Origin of the sequence: Candidatus Pelagibacter communis (genome assembly GCF_012932795.1) — a bacterium.
GTDB classification, from domain to species: domain Bacteria; phylum Pseudomonadota; class Alphaproteobacteria; order Pelagibacterales; family Pelagibacteraceae; genus Pelagibacter; species Pelagibacter ubique_S.
The window spans coordinates 468,826-489,879 of the sequence record NZ_LANA01000002.1 but is presented as its reverse complement, the minus strand read 5'-3'; the positions used below and the strand labels follow the sequence as shown (position 1 = coordinate 489,879).

Sequence of the window (21,054 nt, the reverse complement as noted above, 5' to 3'; positions counted from 1 at the left end):
CATTATATATGACAAAATTGAATTCAATTGGAATAGCAAAAAAACCAAAAGATACTTTAGTTGTTGTAGCAATGTCAGGTGGAGTAGACTCTTCAACTGTAGCTGCCATGATGAAGAAGGAAGGCTACAATGTTATTGGTATAACTTTAAAACTTTATAATGATAGTAAAGAAATAGCTTCCTCAAAACAGTGTTGTGCTGGCCAAGATATTATGGATGCCAAGCGTGTTGCTGATAAATTAAAGATTGAGCATAAAATTCTTTATTTCCAAAATAAATTTAAAGAAGGTGTAATTGATAATTTTATTGATAGTTATTTAAATGGAGAAACACCGATTCCGTGTGTTCAATGTAATAAAACAGTAAAATTTACAGATTTATTTGAAGAGGCTAAAAGATTAAAAGCTGATGCTTTAGTCACAGGACACTATATTAAAAGTGTTACAGAAAATAATAATACAGATATGTATCGTGGAATTGATTTAAATAGAGATCAAAGTTATTTTTTGTTTAATACTACAAAAGATCAACTTAATTTTTTAAGGTTTCCTTTAGGAGGTTTTTTAAAAGATCAGACAAGAAATATTGCACGAGAACTTGATCTTAATGTTGCAGATAAACCTGATAGCCAAGATATATGCTTTGTACCAAATGGTGACTACGCTTCAGTAATAGAAAAATTTAAACCTAATTCTTTTAGCAAGGGTAATATAAAAAATATGAAGGGTGAAGTAATAGGTACTCACGATGGAATTATTAACTATACAATTGGCCAAAGAAAAGGAATCGGAATTTCAAATAAAAAGCCACTGTATGTAATAAAAATAATCGCAGATCGAAATGAAATTATTGTAGGTGATAAAAAATGCCTTGTTAAAACTCAAATTAATTTAAAAGATTTAAATATAATAACAAATGATCAAAACGATTTTACAAAAGAATTATTTGTAAAGGTAAGATCTACTGGAAGGCTAATCAAAGCTAAGATTACTATTCAAAAACCATTTGCAAATGTTAATTTATTAGAAGAAGAGTATGGAATATCACCAGGACAAGCATGTGTTTTTTATTTAAAGAATAACTTAGGATATAAAGTTTTAGGTGGTGGATGGATAAAAAAAGATTAATTAAACTTATTAGAAAATATTTCTTGAATATAAATCTTCTCTTCAATTTCTTTATAATTAGTGTTGTTATCCCTGTAAGCATAGATAGTTGATAACGAGCTATTATCTTTCTTTGTAATACGTGAGCCATGATCTGATAAGATTGTTAAATTAATAGAGTCAATCTTATTGTTGTTGGCTAATTTTTCTAAAAACTTATCTAAATATATCAAAACGCATTTTCTCTCTACGTTATGCTGCTCTACATGTTTAGCAGTAGAATAGTAGTAATTCTTGGTTGATAAGGAACCATCGTATGTGCAATTTTTATTAAATCCATAAGGTTTGTGAGGAACTAAAGTGTGGACAAAAATAAGATCAAACTTTTCAGATTCAATATCTTTATTGATTTTATTAAATAGATGTTGAAAATTTGCCTTGTGTCCTTCAGGTTCCAGATTGCTGTCTATTATTCTTAATTCTCTAAATATTCTCCATATAAATACTGAAGAAATCGAGCCATTTATTTTCCATAAAGAAATAATTTTAGTTAATGGTGTATCTTTATATCCTGTTAAATACTCATTTTTATTGAATGGGTTATATGCATCACACTTAGAAATGTTTTTAAAGTTACAAAAATTGAGATGCTCTGATTGAAAAATTGAAATATTGTTAAATTTTTTAAAGAATAAACTTTTAGTTAAATTATAACCAATAAAATAATTTTTTGAAGTATTAACCACATTTCTTATTTTTGTATTATTTGAATAATTTAGCAATGCCGATAGAGATAAAACTGTACTTGCTTCTATTGTTTTAGCATTTGTATAAAACTCAAAATTATATTTTTTAAAAAATTTTTTAGCTAAAATGTTGAATTCAACACCATCATTACTTAAACTTTCAAAACTATTAATACCAGACATTTCATCTAAAATAATTACTAGCTCAGTTTTTTTATAATTATTATCTACTTTTTTAACAAATGAAGGAATGTTTTTATAAGATTTTGTTTGATCGAAAATTTTAAAAACAAAGAGTACAGATATAAAAATTAAAATAACACTATAAAACCTTTTATCTGCCTTTGAGATAATTACAAATATAAGCAGTGTTAAAACAATTAATAAAATAAATCCTGGAACATATATAATATTAAATATTCCCATTAAAAAATATTTAAATGGAGATATAATACCGTTCCAAAGGCCAATATTATTATCTATTCCAAAAGCAATAATTAAAGAATAATAAATTTTTAAAAATGAATTATTTAAAATATAATTTTTAACAAAAAAAATATTTAGCAACAAAATAGGAAGAGTAAAAATTATGATAGAGCCAAATATTTCAGTATTATTTAAGTTGGACTTAAATACAAAAACTGGAAAAAAAGAGAGAAATATTAATAAATTAGTTTGTCTCAAACTCATAGATAACCCTTGTTTTGCTAATAATTGTCTTATCTACAATCTTCCCATTTAATAATATATTTTTCTCAAAGTTGTTCTGGTTATAATTTGGAAAAATGTCACCTTTCAAAGACAGCATTCTTTTGACTGTCTCATCAGTTTTTTCAACATATTCAATTAAACCATTTTTGGCAATTTTCATAATCCAACTTACAGTATCTTCAAGTGGAATATTTTGTCCTAAAGCTAAATGATGTTCAAATGCTAAAGCAATTACAGCATCAAAATTTAGCCTATCAATAAAACTTTCTCTTTCTTTTTCATACCAACCAAGTTTTGCACTTGGATTTGTGGCATTAAAATATAAGGGTAAAAAATTAAAATTATTTTCTAAAGAATTTTTATAAGCTCTATCAATTGCATTTATATCAATATCAAAACCTACAGCTTTTTTACATCCTGCTTTTAAACTTTCAAAACTATATAAACCATCGTTGCATCCTATATCTGCCATCAAATTAGGTTTAATCTTATTTGAAAATTTTTTAATTACTTGAATTTTTTTATTTTCCTGTTCTTTTTCGTAGGTATTAGAAATTGAATAACTGTCCCATTCTGTTTTTGTTTTGAGAGGAGTTAATTTTTTAATCCAATTTTTTAATTGTATCAAAAGCCCTCTGTATGAATTTTTTGATAAAGGTTTTTTTTCATTAATTTTTTTTAAAGCAGCTTTAGGGTTTCTTGTATTTTTCATTTCCAATTTGGACAAAAGAACTACAGAGAAAAATACATTAAATGAAAGTTTATCTTTTAAGTTCAATAGACTATTAAGCTCAGTTGTTTTAATACCATCTAAATTTCCTTTATACCAATCATTGAAAGAAATTCCTTTTAATGACCTTAATAATAGCGGATTTAAAAATTGTTGTAAAAATTGTGAATGGCCTTTCCAATATTCACCTTCCACATATTTGTCGATAGATAGCACATCTATAAAAATTGGTTTATTGTTTTTAAATTGGATATTAAAAGCTGAACTATCAATTAAAATTGCATTTCGCTCTAATAAAAAAATTTGAAAATTTAAATGGTGTAAAGCAGCATCCTTAAGTTGTTGAAATCCCCATTCATATGGATATGAAATATAGTCTAGTTTTTCGTGTTCTAAAAAATAACAAAAATCTTTTGATTTGAAGTTTGTAAATTCATCTTCTATTTCTTCAGTATTAATTAAAAAATCACTATCTATACTTTCTTTTATTAAATTTTGTTCTTTGATAAATTCATACCTATTTTTACCAAATTTTTTAACAATTCTTATTATTCTATTATTATATTTATAGACTTGACCTGATGGATCTCTAAATGAGCCAGGATTTTTTAATAATTCCACGATTAATCTTTATTATCTTTTTTTCTTAAATTTTTATTAAAAAAATTTTTAATTTTTTTCCAATATATTGCACAATAAGATGCGCCAGCTGCTATTGCTCCTAAGATTGATTGTAAGATTATACTTCCAGTTCCAGGGTCCAGATAAGCAAACGCTTTATTATTTAATAAAAAAGTAAAAAAAAATGTTATAATTAAAATTTTATTCATAAATCTTTTTCATTATATATACTTTTTTTCCACATAAAATAAGTTAATAAATAGAAAGTAATAACTCCCAAAAAGTAGTCCCATTCAAGAGCATGTTTTACAAATTTAAATGTATTTCCAGGCCAACTAATTATTGGCACGGCAATTATTGCAACCACTATTAATGTCGAAACTAATATTAACTTTAATTTTAATATATTAAAATTGATAAAATTAAGTAATTTATCTTTATAAGAATACAATGCTGAAATTAAATAAGCCTGCGCAGCAACTTCAAAAATAATAAAAATTAGCATAACAAGTCTTCTAAATAATTTATAGAGATTATTATCAAACTCTATTCCTAAAAATATTGAATGAACTATTAAAGTTAATGCGGAACCTACTCCAAAAAAAACAAATTTTTTAGTATGTTTATTATTTTTATCACAGTTCAAAATAATACCTTTATTTAAATACCAATATCTGATTAGCAAAAATGAAGTTAGAAACATTGCAGGTTTAAAAATTAACCATGTTGGATAAGGTCTAACAGTTCTACTTATGGAGGCCCCACCATCAAAATAAGGGAAGGTATTATGAATTATATCTTCTTGATTTGGAAAAAGCCATTGAAACTCTGTAATTAATACAAGACAAGTATTTACTGAAATGAAAGGTATCAAAAATATCCAGATGCTAATGGATTTAACTTTTAAAATGTTATCCATTAACAGAACTATTTTTTCTTATTTTTTCTTTTAGCTCTTCTTTTTTTAGAGCCTTGTTTTCTACGGCCTCTATGTTTTTTTGGGTAACCCATTTTATCCTATATATAATTTTATTGACGTAATTCGAGGGATATAGCATTGTCCTATTAACTTATCAAATTTTTTATGACAAAATCATTCAAGACTTTTCTTAAACATACTGCAAAAGATTACCATAATCAGTCAGTTAACCCCCCTGTAGTAAGAGCATCAACTATTATCTTTAAGTCTATGCAAGATATTAGAAAAATGCAGGATAAGTCAAAAAAAGATCCTACAGGAGGTCATTTTGATTACGGACGACAAGGGACATCTACAACTCATATTCTTTCTCAAATATTGAAAAAGATGGAGGAGTCTTTTCATGTATTTTTAACACCAACAGGATTTGGATCAGTTTTTCTTGCGATCTTTAGTGTTGTCCGACCTGGTGATGAAATAATTGTAGCTGATCCTACTTACTCACCAACAAGAATATTAACAGAAAATTTTTTAAAAGAATTTAAAATCAAAACAACTTTTTATGATCCACATGATTTAAAAACTTTAGAAAAAAATATAACAAAAAAAACAAAATTAATATTTGTTGAAAATCCTGGCAGTAACTCTTTTGACTTTCAAGATTTAGGTAAGATAATATCAATTGCAAAAAAGAATAAAGTTTTAACTGCTATAGACAATACTTGGGGAACTCCTTATTTTTTAAAACCAATTAAATTAGGCTTTGATATGTCAATTGTATCAGCTACCAAATATTATTCTGGACACTCGGATGTGATGGGTGGAAGTCTTGCTGTTAATAAAAAAGTTTTCAAAGAAGTTGATAAAGCAAATAAAATTACTGGCTTAAGATTGGGACCTGATGATGCTTACTTAATTACTAGAGGATTGAGAACTCTTGATGTTAGATTAGATAAACACGAAAAAAGTGCAAAAGAAGTCTCTGAGTTCATTTCTAAATATAAGAATATAAAACTTTTGTATCCACATAAAAAAGATTCTTTTAATTTTAGCATGTGGAAAAAATACTATTCTGGTGCATCAGGACTGATGGGACTTAAGATCAAATCAAAAAATAAAAATTCTGTAATTAAGTTTGTTAATTCTTTAAAGTTGTTTGGTTATGGATATAGTTGGGGTGGTTTTGAAAGCCTGGCTTTATATCAAGACAAGCGAGAACAAGGTAACAGACAATATTTAAAATTAGCTAAAGATGAACATTTAGTAAGACTACATATTGGCTTAGAGGATCCAAAAGATCTAATTACAGATTTAAAAAAATCCTTAAAATATATCAAATGAATTCGAAAAAATTCATCAAAAATAAAAAGGCATTAGTCACCCTAATTGCAGCTAGTTTAATAGTAATAATATCTCTTGGAATAAGACAAACTTTTGGAATGTTTTATTTTGATTTTGAATTAGATTTACAAATAACACTAAGACAGTTTAGTTTTGCGATAGGTCTTCAAATGTTTTTATGGGGTTTATTTGGTCCTTGGTTTGGAATTGTTACTGACAAGTATGGAGGTCATGTTGCTGTATTTATAGGTTTTGCTTTTTATCTTTTGGGTATTTTACTTTTATACTCAGGTTTTAATAAAGGTTTTTATTTTATTATGAATATGGGAATTTTAATTGGTATTGGTCTAGGTGCTACGGCTGTAAGTATTCCCGTTTCTGTTGTATCAAAGCATTTTCCATCTTCTAATAGAACAATAGCCTCTGGTATAGTCACAGCAGCTGGTTCATTTGGGTATTTCGTTTCTCCATTGTTTACAAGAATGTCTTTAGTTGAATATGGATGGTCAGATACTTTATTATTTTTTTCTATTTTTTTAGTTATTGGTTTATTTTTAGCTTTTTTACTTACAACACCTAAAAATGTTGTTGGAGGGATAGTAGACGATAAACAAACTACTATGGAGGCGCTAAAAGAAGCTTTTAACAACAAAAGTTTTATTTATTTGACGCTAGGTTTTTTTGTATGTGGTTGGCACATAACTTTGGTAGCAACTCATATACCTGAATATTTAAATGATAAAGGTTTACCAGGATGGTGTGCAGCAACATTGTTATCTATGATTGGTTTATTTAATATTTTTGGAACACTCACATCTGGTTATCTTTCAACTAAATACCCAAAAAAGTTTGTTCTTAGTTTTATTTATTTTATGAGAGGAGTTGTAATAGCATTATTTATATTTTTACCTCCAAGCCCAACTTTAGCTGTGCTATTTGGAATCGCTTTTGGATTTTTATGGTTAGCAACTGTACCTCCAACTGCAGGAATAGTAGGTTTTATATTTGGTACAAAATATATGGGTTTACTTTATGGAATAGTTTTCTTAAGTCATCAAGTAGGCTCATTTTTTGGTGCCTATCTTGGAGGAGTATTTAAAGAAGTTTATGGATCTTATGACTATGCTTGGTACGTTTCTATCGCATTATCAATTTTTGCTGGTTTGATACATTTACCAATAAAAGAAAATCAAGTTAAACGACTGCAAACTGTTTAAAAAATTGACTAAAATAAATCACTTAAAAAAAATAGCTAAATTAAACAAGTCTTTTATAATTTATAAATCAGATAAAGGTTTTGATTTATATACAGATTTTTCTAAAAAAATTATTCTAACTAATAGTAATATTAAAAACTTTATTAATAAGGCTACACAATTTAAGTTTAAAAAAAAAGAGACCGATATTTTTATAGGTTTTTTTGGTTATGAGATTTTAAATAACTTAATAGGAGTTAAGGTAAAAAAACAAAAAGGTTTAAAATTTCCAAAAGGCATATTTTACAAACCAGAGACAAAAATAAAACTTCAAAACAAGTTAGATTATAAAAATTTAGAATTAATTAAGTCTAATAAGCCTTTTAAAATAAATATAAATAAAGCATCTTACAAGGTTATCTTTGATAAATTTAAAAAGAAAATTAAATCTGGTGAAACTTATCAAATTAAGGTTTGTACAAAATATAGCAATAAAGCAAAAATTGATGCTTTAGATTTTTTTTGTAGACTTGTAAAAACAAACGTGGCTCCAGAAGCTTTCATGATTAAAGATAAAAATTATTCTATAATAAGTTGTTCGCCTGAAAATTTAATAAATAAAAAAAATGATTTCATAACCACAAAGCCTATAGCTGGCACCTTAAAGAAAACACCAAAACTTGATAAAACTAAAGCTTTAGCTTTTTTTAGAAAAAATCTAAAAGAAACTAAAGAACATAATATGATTGTAGATATGGAAAGAAGTGATTTATCCAAGATTTGTAAGTCTGGAACCGTAAAAATATTAAAAAAGAAGATTATTGAAGAATATAAAGACCTTTATCATTATGTTAGCTTAATAAGTGGTAAAATTAAAAATAACATTTCTTCCTTAGATATTATAAAAGCAATGATGCCAGGTGGTTCGGTGATAGGCTGCCCTAAGATAAGCACCCTTAATTTGCTTAATAATCAAGAAAAAGAAAGTAGAAACATTTATACTGGCAGTTTTGGTTATATTAAATTTAATGGGGATATGAGATTTAATATAATAATTAGAGCAATCTTAAATTATAAAAATAGATCAGAAATATCAGTTGCATCTGGGGTGGTAATTGACAGCAATGCCAAACATGAATTTAATGAAAATTATATCAAAGCAAAAGCTTTAATAGATCTTTATAAATGATTTATATTATTGATCATCAAGACTCATTTACCCACAATGTAGTTCATCAATTTGAAAGTTTTGATAATGTGGTTTGTAATAATTATAATGAGATTAATGAAAATAAGTTAAATAATGCAGACGTGATTGTTCTGTCACCAGGTCCAGGTGCTCCTAAAAATTATCCAATTACTTCAAATATTTACAAAAAGTTTAAGGGTAAAAAAAAAATTATTGGTATATGCCTAGGTTTTCAACAAATTTTATACTGTGAAAAAGGCAAAATAATTGAACAAAACAAAATCTATCATGGGTATCAATCTCAAATAAAAGTTACCAGCAAAAAATCACTATTCAAAAAAAATCATAAATTTAAAGTTGGTAGATATCATTCTTTAAAATTAAAAGAGCCTTTTACTGCAAAGAATTTTGAAATTACAATGAGGTGTGCTATTTCAAATACAGCAATGGCAATAGAAAATAATAAAGAAAAGGTATACGGCTTTCAATTTCACCCAGAATCTTTTTTAACTGAAAATGGTAACTTACTTATTAAAAAAATCTTATCAGCATAAAACACTCAAAGAAGTCAAATTTAAGGATCTTTGGGGCGACAAAGGTGTATTCACCACAATGCGAATTTTGGGAAAACCAGCTAAAATTATTTTTTTTAAAAAACATATTAACAATTTAATTAAATCATTAAAAGTTTATAAATTGAATAAGGTCAATCTTGAAAAAAATATTTTTAAATTGATCAAATTAAATATTGATAAAAATAAATCTTATAATCATCTGCTTAGAGTCGCTGTTAATAAAAATATAATTTCAGTATCTTTAAGGGATAGAAAAACTCCCAAGTTAAAATTTAATTTAAAATTAATAAATTATAAAAGAATTGACCCCGAACTTAAAAACCTTAAATATAAATTAATAATAAAACATTTATCAAAAATGGATAATACTACCTCTGATATTGCTTTATGTTTTGGAAAAAAGATATTGGAAAGCGGAACTTCTAATATATTCTTTATAAAAAATAATAAAATATATTCTCCCTCAAGGCAAGTTTACATAGGGGTTACTTATAATTTTTTTAAAAAAAAATTAGGTAAAATTTATAATAAAGAAATTTTAGTTAATACTTTATCTAATTATGATGAAATCTTACTGATAGGTTCTGGAAAAGCTGTTACTTCAGTTGAAACTATTAAAGAGATCAAATGGAGTAGAAAAAGTCTTAAATATTATAAAATACTATTTAATTTTTATAAAAATGAAATTTTAAATACCCCAATTTATAGATAGAAACTAATTATGAGAGATCCAAATAATCCATGTTTATTTTGTAATATTAATGAGAGTGGTCTTGCTGATGAAAACCTTCTTGCTTATGCAAGCTATGATACTTATCCAGTTTCAGAACTTCACTGTTTGATCATTCCAAAGCGTCATGTTAAAGATTATTTCGAATTATCTACTGATGAAGTTATTGCTTGTAACAAGCTTATTAAAAAAATTAAAGAATCAATTTTATTAAAAGATCCTCTAGTTAAAGGTTTTAATATTGGTACAAATGCAGGAAAATCAGCAGGACAATCAGTTTTTCATTGTCATATTCACTTAATACCTAGAAGAGAAGGCGATGTTGAGAATCCACAAGGTGGAGTTAGATCAGTAATTCCTCTAAAACAACATTATAAACGTAAATCTTAGGTTGTAATTAAATGACAAAGTAACCAGCATAATAAAGTTGATCTATTATTTTAACTATATTAGAAACATTTGAAATAATTTGAGATTCTATTAAAAAGGGTAAACAATATGATGTCTATAAATCCATATTCTGCGTTAGCAGAAACAGTACCTTCAGTGCTTATTCAAGGTTTTGTTCTACTAATGTTGGTATTAATACTTTTTGGAACTGTTATTCAAATGATCCATCATAAAAATATTACTTACTTTTTTAATAACGCAAAAAAAGCAAAACTATCAGCTGAAAGAGAGCTTGGAACAGGTGAGAAAGCTACAATAATTGCCAAAACAGTGGTCCATGATATTGCAACAACAGCAGAACTTGGTGCTGGAAAAAGAAGAATAGCTCACGTTTTAGGAATGTGGGGAACTATTTTATTTTGGGTTGCTTCAGTTGTGATGATTTTTTGTTACACATCTTCTGAAACAGCAACACCAACTTTATGGCCAATGATGTGGCATATAGGAGCAATCATGACTTGTGTAGGTGGTTATTGGTTTTGGTTATTTTTAAGAGTAGATGTATTAGCTGAAGCTCACCCTTGGTATAGAATTATTAAGGCAGACTTATTTGTATTAACATTATTGGCGTGTGCAACATTTGGTTTAGCTTGGTCTTATACTCAATCTTTGAGTTTAGAAAATAGATGGGATGATAAAGTATTCTTAATTTTATATATTGTTTCAAACCTTGCTTTATTTGGAGGCGTTTATTGGTCAAAATTTGCTCATATGTTTTATAAACCTGGTGCAGCAATCCAAAAAAACTTAGCAGAAGCAGACGGATCTAGAGATAATCTTCCTCCATTAGCAGAAGCACCTAAGCAATTTGGACTAGGAATTAAAAGAGAACAACCTAAACACTATTAATGAAAGAGGTAATATAATATGTCAACTTTTGTATATATGACGAGATGTGATGGATGTGGTCACTGTGTAGATATTTGTCCGTCAGATATCATGCACATAGATGAGAATATTAGAAGAGCTGTAAATATTGAACCAAATTTTTGTTGGGAATGTTATTCATGTGTAAAAGCTTGTCCTAATCATGCAATTGATGTTCGTGGTTACGCAGACTTTGCTCCTATGGGTCATAGTGTAAGAGTTAGACGTGAAGAAGAAAAAGGAACAATTTCTTGGAAAATTAAATTTAGAAATGGAACAACTAAAGACTTTGTTTCTCCAATTACAACGAAACCATGGGGAAAGTTTATTCCAAAATTAGCAGAAGGTGAAAAACCAAACCAAGGTGAGATTAATTCTCAAATGCTTTATACAGAACCTAACGGTTTAAATATTGATGGTAAACTACCATCTGTACCAAAAGAAACATTTAAAAAGGGAGTTTACTACTAATGGCTAAACATAAAACACATTATGAAGATTGCGATGTTCTAGTTGTTGGTGGTGGTATGGCTGGAACTGGTGCTACTTTTGAAGCTAGACACTGGGGAAGAGACATGAAAATTATTTGTGTTGAAAAAGCCAATATTGATAGAAGTGGAGCAGTAGCCCAAGGTTTGTATGCTATTAACTGTTACATGGGTATGCAGTGGGGTGAAAACCAACCAGAAGATCATGTAAGATACGCTCGTAATGATTTAATGGGAATGGTCAGAGAAGATTTAGGTTATGATATGGCCCGTCATGTTGACTCTACTGTTCACATGTTTGACGAGTGGGGATTACCAATGATGAAAAATGAAAAAACTGGTCGTTACCTTAGAGAAGGTAAATGGCAAATTATGATTCATGGTGAAAGTTACAAGCCAATCGTTGCAGAAGCTGCAAAAAAATCAGCTGACAAAATTTATAATAGAATAATGATTACTCATCTTTTAATGGATGAATCTCAAGAAAACAGAGTAGGTGGAGCCGTGGGTTTCAATATGAGAACTGGTGATTTTCATGTGTTTAGATCAAAAACAGTTATTGTTGCTGCAGGTGGAGCGTCACATATTTTCAAACCAAGAGCTGTAGGTGAAGGAATGGGAAGAACTTGGTATGCACCATGGAGTAATGGTTCTGCATATGCATTACCTATTGCTGTTGGAGCTAAAATGACACAAATGGAAAACAGAATTGTGTTATGTAGATTTAAAGATGGTTATGGTCCAGTTGGAGCATACTTCTTGCATCTTAAAACATATACTCAAAATGCAAATGGTGAAAATTATGAAAAGAAATGGTATGATCAAACTAAAGAATTAGTTGGTGAATACATTGATCACCATCCAACTCCTACATGTTTAAGAAACCACGCATTTATTCAAGAAACTATCGCGGGTGGTGGACCAATTCACATGGTGACTACTGAAGCTTTTCAAGATCCACATTTAGAAACAGTTGGTTGGGAAAATTTCTTAGGTATGACTGTTGGTCAAGCTGTTGTTTGGGCTTCTCAAAATATTGATCCAAAATACACAAATCCTGAATTAACTACGTCGGAACCATATGTTATGGGTTCTCATGCCACATGTTCTGGAGCTTGGGTTAGTGGACCTGAAGATTTATCTCCACCAGAATATTTCTGGGGTTATAATAGAATGTTAACAATTGATGGACTTTTTGGTGCAGGTGATACTGTTGGTGGAAGTGCTCATAAGTTTTCATCTGGATCATTTACTGAAGGTCGTTTAGCTGCAAAAGCTGCTGTTAAATATATAGAAGACCAAAAAGCTGAAGGTATTAAAGTTTCAGATAAACAATGTGAAGATTTTAAAGTTGCTATATTTAAACCCCTTGAGATATACCAAGTTGCTCAAAATGAGATTACAGGTGGAACAGTTTCACCAAGTTATATTTCACCAATTCAAGGACTTCAACGTCTTCAAAGAATTATGGATGAGTATGTTGGGGGAATAGCAACTAATTATATGACTAATGGTAATATGCTCAAAAGAGGTTTAGAGCTTTTAGCTTGGTTAGAAGAAGATCTAGAAAAAGTAGGTGCTGAAGACTTGCACCAATTAATGAGAGCCTGGGAATTAAAGCATAGAGCATTAACTTCTCAGTGTGTAACTGAACACACTATGTTCCGTGAAGAAACTAGATGGCCTGGTTATTATTATAGAGGTGATCATATGAAACTTGATGATGATAACTGGCATTGTTTAACAGTTTCTAGACGAGATCCAAAGACTGGTAAATTCTCACTAGAAAAAGTGCCGGTTTACCATATAGTTGATGAGAACGAGAAGAGAAAAGCTTCTTAAAATAATTAAACATAAATTATGAATTTATTAGAGAAATCTGATGATGAGATTATAGCAATTGCTAACCCTATTTGGGATAATCTTGTCAAGACCTCAAATATGAAAGATTATGGTGGTTTTACAAAAGATTTTGGAACTCAAATGCTATTTGGAGCTAACGAAGTTGAGCTTGGAAAACAATGGGCTAACAACAAGCTATTAACCAGTTTAGCAGAGGATTATGAGGCATTTGGCTGCTTAAGAAGGGGCCAAAACATAACCGTACTGTTCAAGCAAAGAAGCAAAGAGATTGAAGGGGAATTTCTTGGAAGATTAGTTTTAGGTATTGAAGGAGATGAAGTTAAAGTCTTTGGAGCAACGATTTATTAATTTCAAAAAAAAAATTAGGAAATTCTCTAACCTTTTTTTAAGTAATAATTTGACAAATACAGCCCTCGTGTTAATTAGAATTTATAATGCCAGAATTACTTAAAAATTTACCAAGTGAGCTAAAAAAAAATAAATTAAAAACGGGTATATTTGTTGGTCTTTCAGCTTACTGGATAATAATACTTATTGGCACCCTAATACAATTTTATTAAAATTAATAAAATCAAACTTTTAGTTTGATTGTAATTCATAAAAGATTAATCATATAAATAATGTATCCAAAAAAAACAGCTTTAGTTATTACAACTATTGCTTCCAATAAAAATTATATATTAAGAAAATATGCTAAGATTTCATTAAAAGAAAATATCAATTTTATAATTGTTGGTGATAAAAAGAGCCCACAAAAATTTTCATTAAAAGGTGCTAATTATTTTTCTCTACAACAACAAAAATCTTTGAAGTTTAATTTAGCTAAGATTTTACCTATAAATCATTACGCAAGAAAAAATTTAGGGTATTTAATAGCAATGAAAAAAAAACCTGAAATAATTATTGAAACTGATGATGATAACATCCCACTAAAAAATTTTTTTTCTATAAAAAAAACAACAAAACAAAAAACTTATATTTCAAAAAAAAATGGTTGGGTTAATGTTTATAAATTTTTTACCAAAAAGCACATATGGCCCAGGGGTTTTGCATTAGAAAAACTTAACACGCCACTTATTAAAAAACTAAAACTTTCAAAAATTAAATGCCCTATTCAACAGGGACTTGCTGATGAAAATCCTGATGTGGATGCAATTTATCGACTTACAAGAGCACTACCAATAAAATTTAATTCTTCTAAGAGTATTTCTTTAGGAGCTGGTTCTATTTGTCCATTTAACAGTCAAAATACTGGATGGCTTAGAGACGCTTATCCCTTAATGTATTTACCATCTTTTTGCAGTTTTAGAATGACTGATATTTGGAGGTCTTTTATTGCTCAAAGAATAGCGTGGACTTGTGGTTGGAGTGTTTTATTTCATGCTAGCACAGTTGTACAAAAAAGAAATGAGCATGATCTAATGAAAGATTTCAAAGATGAGGTTTGTGGATATGAAAACAATTTAAATATTATGAACTGTTTAATGAAATTAAATCTTAAGCCAGGTATTAAAAACATAAAACACAATATGATTTTATGTTATAAAGAGTTAATCCACATAAATCTTATAAATAAAAAAGAACTAAAATTATTAAAAGCCTGGTTTATAGATTTAAAAAAAGTTTCTAAAAATAAACTATAGTAGTAATATTATTAATAATTTTATTTTTTTTAATTTCGTCTATTGACATAAGTTGATATGAAGATACGTATAATTTAATCTTTTTATGAATATTTTTTTACCTATTGCTGAAGTATCAGTAAACGTTATAGCAATTTTTTCACTCAGTGGAGTTGTTGGAGTTCTTTCAGGGCTATTTGGTGTCGGTGGAGGTTTTTTGATGACTCCTTTTTTGATTTTTCTTGGTGTTCCACCAACATATGCCGTTGCAAATGAAGCGAATAATATTTTAGCAACATCTGTGTCTGGCTCAACAACACATTACTTGAAAAATACGCTTGATTATAAAATGGGTTTGATGATTGTTTTAGGTGGAATAATTGGAACTTTGCTTGGAATATGGACTTTTACTTATTTTAAAGGTACTGGGAAAATTGATATAGTTATTTCGTTAGCCTATATGTATATTCTTGCAATTATTGGAACAGCCATGTTGGTTGAAGGCTTGGGTGAAATAGACAAGGCTAGAAAAAAAATTATAACTAAGAAAAAATTACACGTTCATTACTGGATACATGGTCTTCCCTTAAGAATGCGTTTTCAAAAATCAAAACTATACGAAAGTGCTTTTACACCAATCATTATTGGTTTAATTGTGGGTTTTATAGCTGCAATTATGGGGATAGGTGGTGCATTTATTTTAGTTCCTGCAATGATTTACATAATAGGAATGCCAACAAAACTAATCCCAGGTACATCTTTATTTGTAACTATTTTTGTTAGCGTGATAGTAACTTTTTTGCACGCATTTAATTATGGCTCAATTGATCTAATTTTAGTAACCATGTTAGTTCTTGGATCTATTTTAGGTGTTCAAATAGGTCAAAAAGTGGGTGAGTCAATTGATAGTACGGGTATAAAGACTTTACTTGCACTTTTATTGTTATTAGTGGGGATTGCTATCGCTTATGATACTTTTTTTGCCGAAAAAACGACGCAAGAAATAATAAAAATTAATTTGAATGATTTAAACCCATTATCAATGTTTGTTAAAAAGTTATCATTAGAAGCACCAATTCTTTACGGATTATTTTCAATTATTTTTGCTATAACTTTAGGTGTAAGTGCCGCTTTTATCAGAAAGTTTTTATCAAACTTAAGAAAACAATATTTTGCAAATAAATTTAAAAAATAGCACTTTATATTATTGGATTTTTAATAAAAAATTTTATAGTAATAAATTATATTATAATGAAAAAAATTAAAATTTTTTGTGATATTGCTGAATTAAAGCTTATTAAAAAGTTTAATAAAAAAAAAATTGTTAAAGGATTTACAACAAACCCCAGTCTTATGAAGAGTGCTGGTGCTAAGGATTACAAAAACTACTCTAAAAAAATACTTAAAATTTGTCCAAATAAGCCAGTTTCATTAGAAGTGTTTGCAGATGATTACCATAATATGAAAAATCAAGCCTTAGAGATAAATACATGGGGGAAAAATGTTTATGTAAAAATACCTGTGATTAATTCTAAAGGAGTATTTATGGGTAGAATAATTAAAGAGCTTAACAGTATGAATATCAAACTTAATATAACTGCAATTTATAATTCCAAACAAACAAAAAGAATTCTTAAATTAATTAATAAAGAATCTAAAGTTATTATTTCAATATTTGCAGGAAGAGCAGGAGACACTGGCAAAGATCCTGTCCCCGAGTTTAAAAAAAGTATAAGTTTGGCAAAAAGTTTTAAAAATGTAGAAATTCTTTGGGCCAGTGTAAGAGAACCCTATAACTACACGCAAGCAAAACAATTGGGATGCCACATAATAACAACACCTCCTGGTATAATTGAAAAAATAGAAAAATTTGGAAAATCATTTGATAAATTAACTCAAGAAACAGTTAGAACTTTCTATAAAGACGCAAAATCTGCAAATTTTAAAATTTAATTTTAATATAAAATTATTGAGATATTAATTTTTCAGAGCACAAACCATAGGTGATGTGCTTAGTTTATTATCTCTAACGAAGTCATCCAAAAATTTTATTCTATTAGGTATAGATTTTAAAATTTTATTTTTCTTTTTTTCAGAAAAGTTTTTTATACACCTTACAGCAACCCAAAAACTAATAGTATCAGCAACATCTTCTCCTCTGTCAGTTCTTGCATATTTAGTGATATATTTTCCATCTGCCAAAACAGCAGGGTACCATTTAACATCAGTTGTGATTTTTCCATGAATACTCAAGTGTGCTGATTCATGCATCAAAATTAGTTCTTTCACAATATATTTGTTTTGCGGATAAAGCATAAATCTTGATTGGTTAAAATCTGCCCACCATCTTTTATTTCCTTTTGCTATAACTATAACTTTAACACCTCTTTCAGTGCCAGTTCCAACCCCTAAATTTGTGTCTTTATACTCTCCATCAAGTTTTGTAGTACCCTCTCTTAGGAATGAAGGTATTTGCCCCATAGTGTTTGAATATTTTGATGCATACTCTCTTGCTTTTTCTAAGTTTTTTGCAAAATCTATATCAACTAAAAAAATAATCTTATGCCCAGAATTATAAATTGCATGAAATACAAAAGCATCATATTCGTAAGATTTTCTTTTTCCACAATCGTTGCAGCCAGCTGGTTTTCCTGACATGGCAAAAAATTCTTTATTTTCTGATTTTCTTATAAATTTTAATTTTTTTAAATCTGATGGATCTTCTTTTTTGATTATTTTTTTTAAGTCATATAGAGATTTATATACATACTTTTTATTTTTAGCTTCACTGCTTGTTGCAGCTTCAGCATAATTTAAGCTCAACAAAAAAAGAATTAAGATCCCTAAAAATTTTTTCATCAATTAAATTTACCCATAATTGATTAATAAAATTATTATAGCGATAATTATTAACACAGCACTCACAATAATATATTTCAGCCTAATATTAAATTTTTTAAGAACTATTTCAGTGATTTTTTCCCAGAATACTACAATCAAGAGGACAATTATAGCTGGCAGAATATATTTAATCATCGTCAACAATTAAAATTTTTTTCATAATCTACACACATTACAATAATCTTGACTCACAAAAAAGGCATATATCCTTGACACACTCTTGACTCAGTCAGCAAGGAAAATAGGCAAATACTTGATTGGACAGAAAATAAAAACTATTATAAAACAACGATAATTAAGTGGCGGGGTAGCTCAGTCGGTTAGAGCGCAGGACTCATAAGCCTGAGGTCAGTGGTTCGATTCCACTTCCCGCTACCATTTCATAATTTTTTTTAATTTACTAACATTCATTGAAATATTTTTAGGAAATAAATTTTTTCCAGATTTCTTTTTAACATCTTTATTATATTTTTTAGCAAAAGAGTAAATTGATTGAATTTTTCCACCAACATTTAGTATTCCTTTTTTATCTAAAATTTTTGGTAAAATCTTTACTACTTCTTCCTGAAACATAAAATTAGTATTAACATCGTAAAAAGCATGTTCATGCAAAAAAGGTTTTTCACACATAGTTATTCTCAAAATCAAAGAATTTTTATACATGGAAACTGCACATTCACCACCTAGCTTTGACCAAGCATAATTGTTGAACGGTAGGACAGGGTCACTTTCTTTGTGGTTACCTATTTTTCCTTTATAAACATATCCTGTTGAAAAATATATAAGCTTAATCTTAAGATCAGAACAAATTTTAACAATATTACAAGTGCCTATTATATTTAAATCAATACTCTTTGAAATCTTTACATTATGAACATTCATTGGTCTAGAAAGTGCAGCAGCATGAATAACATATCTTGGTTTAGTTTTTTTTAAATATTTTTGTATAGAATTGATATTGAGAATATTTAAATCTTTTTTATTGGGATAGAATATATTTAACTTTTTATTATCTCTTTTAAGAACCTGAGCAAATCTTCCATCACCACCTGTAATAACAATTTTTTTGATCATTAAATCAAATTTTTTAAATATTTAGAATAGCTGCAATTACCATAAAATTTTATTGATTTTAAAATTTCTTTTTTTTTTATCCATTTGTTGTTAAGAGCAATTTCTTCAATACAGGCAATTTTAAATCCTTGCCTATTTTCAATTGCCTGAACAAATGTTATTGTTTTGTAATAGTCATCAATAGAACCAGTATCTAGCCAAGCTCCACCACGGCCAATAAAATCTGCTGACAATTTATTATTTTTTTTGTATTTTAATAGTAAATCAATAATCTCTATCTCTCCCCTTCTAGACGGTTTTAAACTTTTTGAATATTTTACAACTTTGTTATCAAAAAAATATAAACCTGTGATTGCATGATTAGAAATAAATTTTTTGGGCTTTTCTTTTATCTGTATGATTTTTTTATTTTTATTGACTTTAGCTACACCAAATAATTCTGGTGTTTGAACGATATGTAGTAAAATTTTAGCACCATCTTTGATTTTTGAACATTCTTGCAGCTTTGAGGTAAGATTTTGACCATAAAAAAAATTATCACCAAGTATCATGGCAACATTATCATTACCTATAAATTTTTCACCCAAGATAAAAGCATCAGGTAAACCTCTTGGTTTATCTTGTTCTATATATGTAATTTTAATTCCCAAACTATTCCCATCAGGTATTAATTTTTTATATTGATTTAATTGACCCTTATTTACAATTATTAAAATATCTTTAATTTTAGCCAACATTAAAATTGAAAGTGGATAGAAAATTAAAGGCTTATCATAAATTGGTAGAAGTTGTTTATTAACAGCTTTTGTAAGTGGACTCATTCGAGTTCCTTCGCCACCAGCCAGAATTATTCCTTTTTTAATCATTATATTTTACCAATTCTTTTTGTAATATCTTTTTTGGATATAGATTTATAATATTTGTCATTTCTTAGATACCATAAAAAAGTTTTTTCTAATCCATTTTTAAAATTCGTTTTAGTTTTCCAACCTAATTTTGTTAATATCTTTTTACTATCCAGGGCATATCTTACATCATGACCAGGTCTATCTTTTACAAACTTAATTTTGACATTCTTACCAATTTTAATTCTTTCTCTAGCCACTTTTATCAAAAATTTACAAATTTCAAGATTATTTAAATTTTTATTTGAACCAATATTGTAAAATTCTCCAATCTTACCTTTTTGAAAAACTCTTAATAAAGCTTCACAATGATCTTTCACATATATCCATTCTCTAGAATTCTTTCCATCTCCATATATAGGTAAACTTTTATTATTAAGGATATTGTATATTAACTTTGGAATAAGTTTTTCAGGATGTTGTTTAGGTCCATAGTTGTTAGAGCAATTAGTAACTATTGCTGGAATTTTGTAAGTTCTGACATAAGAATAAACTAGATGGTCTGAAGCAGCTTTGCTTGCAGCATAGGGTGAACTAGGTTTATAAGGGAAATCTTCATGAGATCTACCTTTCAAAATATCTCCATAAACTTCATCAGTTGAAATATGAATTAATTTAGCTTTTTTATTTTTTTTTGAATATTTTTTAAATATTTCAAGTAAATTAAAAACACCCAAAATATTACTTTTAATAAAATTTTCTGGACTATCAATTGATCTATCAACATGTGTTTCAGCAGCTAAATTAAAAATACAGATCGGTTTATATTTAGAAAAAACTTTATTAAGTTTAGATTTATTATTGAGGTCGCACTTTATAAATTTATAGTATCTGCTTTTTGAAAATTCTTGAGTATTATAAAAATTAGAAGAATAGGTAACGCTATCAATATTTATTACGTTAAATTTTTTTTTTACTAGCAGTTCTATTAGATTACTACCAATAAAACCAAGCCCACCAGTCACAATAATTTTTTCCATTATTTTATTTTTTACATTAGTAAAAAGTATTAGTATAGTT

Annotated in this window: 23 protein-coding genes and 1 tRNA gene; 16 read left to right on the top strand and 8 right to left on the bottom strand. The window is 28.0% G+C overall.

Going from position 1 to position 21,054, the window contains the following annotated elements:
- Positions 1-8: 8 nt before the first annotated feature.
- Complete coding sequence (gene mnmA, locus VP91_RS06710; protein WP_169036673.1) at positions 9-1,127, top strand: tRNA 2-thiouridine(34) synthase MnmA; 1,119 nt, start codon at positions 9-11, stop codon at positions 1,125-1,127.
- On the opposite strand, the gene VP91_RS06705 is transcribed toward mnmA, so the two are convergent.
- Genes VP91_RS06705 through VP91_RS06690 form a run of 4 tightly spaced genes read right to left on the bottom strand, consistent with a single transcriptional unit; the run spans position 1,124 to position 4,833 of the window.
- The gene (locus VP91_RS06705) at positions 1,124-2,542 is read right to left on the bottom strand and encodes a hypothetical protein (protein ID WP_169036672.1); all 1,419 of its coding nucleotides are present in this window, start codon (positions 2,540-2,542) and stop codon (positions 1,124-1,126) included. The two genes, mnmA and VP91_RS06705, sit on opposite strands and share 4 nt — an antisense overlap.
- A complete protein-coding gene (locus VP91_RS07000) occupies positions 2,523-3,914 on the bottom strand; it encodes a 50S ribosomal protein L11 methyltransferase (RefSeq protein ID WP_169036671.1) in 1,392 nt (463 codons plus the stop codon). Before VP91_RS07000 ends, VP91_RS06705 begins: the two co-directional genes overlap by 20 nt.
- Before the next feature lie 2 nt (positions 3,915-3,916).
- Positions 3,917-4,123 (bottom strand): hypothetical protein, encoded by a 207-nt coding sequence (locus VP91_RS06695; protein WP_169036670.1) that lies wholly within the window; start codon positions 4,121-4,123, stop codon positions 3,917-3,919.
- Entirely contained in the window at positions 4,120-4,833 is a 714-nt protein-coding gene (locus VP91_RS06690; protein WP_169036669.1) for a hypothetical protein, read from the bottom strand. The genes VP91_RS06695 and VP91_RS06690 overlap by 4 nt, the downstream gene beginning before the upstream one ends.
- A 165-nt stretch (positions 4,834-4,998) precedes the next feature.
- Between VP91_RS06690 and VP91_RS06685 the strand changes: the two genes are divergently transcribed.
- The 14 genes from VP91_RS06685 to VP91_RS06625 all read left to right on the top strand — a co-directional run bounded on the left by VP91_RS06685 (position 4,999) and on the right by VP91_RS06625 (position 17,107).
- On the top strand, positions 4,999-6,174 hold the full coding sequence (locus tag VP91_RS06685; RefSeq protein ID WP_169036668.1) for a trans-sulfuration enzyme family protein: 1,176 nt from the start codon (positions 4,999-5,001) through the stop codon (positions 6,172-6,174).
- Entirely contained in the window at positions 6,171-7,391 is a 1,221-nt protein-coding gene (locus VP91_RS06680) for an MFS transporter (RefSeq protein WP_169036667.1), read from the top strand. Before VP91_RS06685 ends, VP91_RS06680 begins: the two co-directional genes overlap by 4 nt.
- A 4-nt stretch (positions 7,392-7,395) precedes the next feature.
- Positions 7,396-8,559, top strand: a complete 1,164-nt coding sequence (locus VP91_RS06675) for a chorismate-binding protein (RefSeq protein ID WP_169036666.1) — start codon at positions 7,396-7,398, stop codon at positions 8,557-8,559.
- Positions 8,556-9,113 carry an aminodeoxychorismate/anthranilate synthase component II gene (locus VP91_RS06670; protein ID WP_169036665.1) on the top strand — a complete coding sequence of 186 codons (558 nt, stop codon included), beginning with the start codon at positions 8,556-8,558 and terminating at the stop codon, positions 9,111-9,113. Before VP91_RS06675 ends, VP91_RS06670 begins: the two co-directional genes overlap by 4 nt.
- Positions 9,076-9,846: an aminotransferase class IV gene (locus VP91_RS06665; protein WP_169036664.1), complete on the top strand. Its 771-nt coding sequence runs from the start codon at positions 9,076-9,078 to the stop codon at positions 9,844-9,846. The genes VP91_RS06670 and VP91_RS06665 overlap by 38 nt, the downstream gene beginning before the upstream one ends.
- Before the next feature lie 9 nt (positions 9,847-9,855).
- Positions 9,856-10,254: an HIT family protein gene (locus tag VP91_RS06660; RefSeq protein WP_169036663.1), complete on the top strand. Its 399-nt coding sequence runs from the start codon at positions 9,856-9,858 to the stop codon at positions 10,252-10,254.
- A gap of 108 nt (positions 10,255-10,362) precedes the next feature.
- Entirely contained in the window at positions 10,363-11,163 is an 801-nt protein-coding gene (locus VP91_RS06655; RefSeq protein WP_169036662.1) for an adenylyl-sulfate reductase, read from the top strand.
- Between the two features lie 18 nt (positions 11,164-11,181).
- Positions 11,182-11,652: an adenylyl-sulfate reductase subunit beta gene (aprB, locus tag VP91_RS06650; protein WP_169036661.1), complete on the top strand. Its 471-nt coding sequence runs from the start codon at positions 11,182-11,184 to the stop codon at positions 11,650-11,652.
- Complete coding sequence (gene aprA, locus VP91_RS06645; RefSeq protein WP_169036660.1) at positions 11,652-13,511, top strand: adenylyl-sulfate reductase subunit alpha; 1,860 nt, start codon at positions 11,652-11,654, stop codon at positions 13,509-13,511. The genes aprB and aprA overlap by 1 nt, the downstream gene beginning before the upstream one ends.
- A gap of 18 nt (positions 13,512-13,529) precedes the next feature.
- Positions 13,530-13,880, top strand: a complete 351-nt coding sequence (locus tag VP91_RS06640; protein ID WP_169036659.1) for a hypothetical protein — start codon at positions 13,530-13,532, stop codon at positions 13,878-13,880.
- 86 nt (positions 13,881-13,966) lie between these two features.
- A complete protein-coding gene (locus VP91_RS06970) occupies positions 13,967-14,092 on the top strand; it encodes a hypothetical protein (RefSeq protein ID WP_282434689.1) in 126 nt (41 codons plus the stop codon).
- A 60-nt stretch (positions 14,093-14,152) separates the two neighbouring features.
- The gene (locus VP91_RS06635) at positions 14,153-15,175 is read left to right on the top strand and encodes an STELLO glycosyltransferase family protein (RefSeq protein WP_169036658.1); all 1,023 of its coding nucleotides are present in this window, start codon (positions 14,153-14,155) and stop codon (positions 15,173-15,175) included.
- A gap of 85 nt (positions 15,176-15,260) precedes the next feature.
- Positions 15,261-16,349, top strand: coding sequence for a sulfite exporter TauE/SafE family protein (locus VP91_RS06630; protein WP_169036657.1), 1,089 nt, complete (start codon positions 15,261-15,263; stop codon positions 16,347-16,349).
- 56 nt (positions 16,350-16,405) lie between these two features.
- Positions 16,406-17,107, top strand: coding sequence for a transaldolase family protein (locus tag VP91_RS06625; RefSeq protein WP_169036656.1), 702 nt, complete (start codon positions 16,406-16,408; stop codon positions 17,105-17,107).
- Positions 17,108-17,131: 24 nt separating this feature from the next.
- Here VP91_RS06625 and VP91_RS06620 read toward each other — a convergent pair whose 3' ends face one another.
- Complete coding sequence (locus tag VP91_RS06620) at positions 17,132-18,013, bottom strand: hypothetical protein (protein WP_169036655.1); 882 nt, start codon at positions 18,011-18,013, stop codon at positions 17,132-17,134.
- Between the two features lie 343 nt (positions 18,014-18,356).
- On the opposite strand from VP91_RS06620, the gene VP91_RS06615 reads away from it, so the two are divergent.
- Positions 18,357-18,433 (top strand) — tRNA-Met (locus tag VP91_RS06615).
- Here the strand turns inward: VP91_RS06615 and VP91_RS06610 are convergent.
- The 3 genes from VP91_RS06610 to rfbB are packed head-to-tail and all read right to left on the bottom strand — an operon-like array spanning position 18,428 to position 21,014.
- On the bottom strand, positions 18,428-19,129 hold the full coding sequence (locus tag VP91_RS06610) for a sugar nucleotide-binding protein (protein WP_169036654.1): 702 nt from the start codon (positions 19,127-19,129) through the stop codon (positions 18,428-18,430). The genes VP91_RS06615 and VP91_RS06610 overlap by 6 nt on opposite strands.
- Entirely contained in the window at positions 19,129-19,995 is an 867-nt protein-coding gene (locus tag VP91_RS06605) for a sugar nucleotidyltransferase (protein ID WP_169036653.1), read from the bottom strand. The genes VP91_RS06610 and VP91_RS06605 overlap by 1 nt, the downstream gene beginning before the upstream one ends.
- Complete coding sequence (rfbB, locus tag VP91_RS06600; protein ID WP_169036652.1) at positions 19,995-21,014, bottom strand: dTDP-glucose 4,6-dehydratase; 1,020 nt, start codon at positions 21,012-21,014, stop codon at positions 19,995-19,997. Before rfbB ends, VP91_RS06605 begins: the two co-directional genes overlap by 1 nt.
- Between the last annotated feature and the right edge of the window lie 40 nt (positions 21,015-21,054).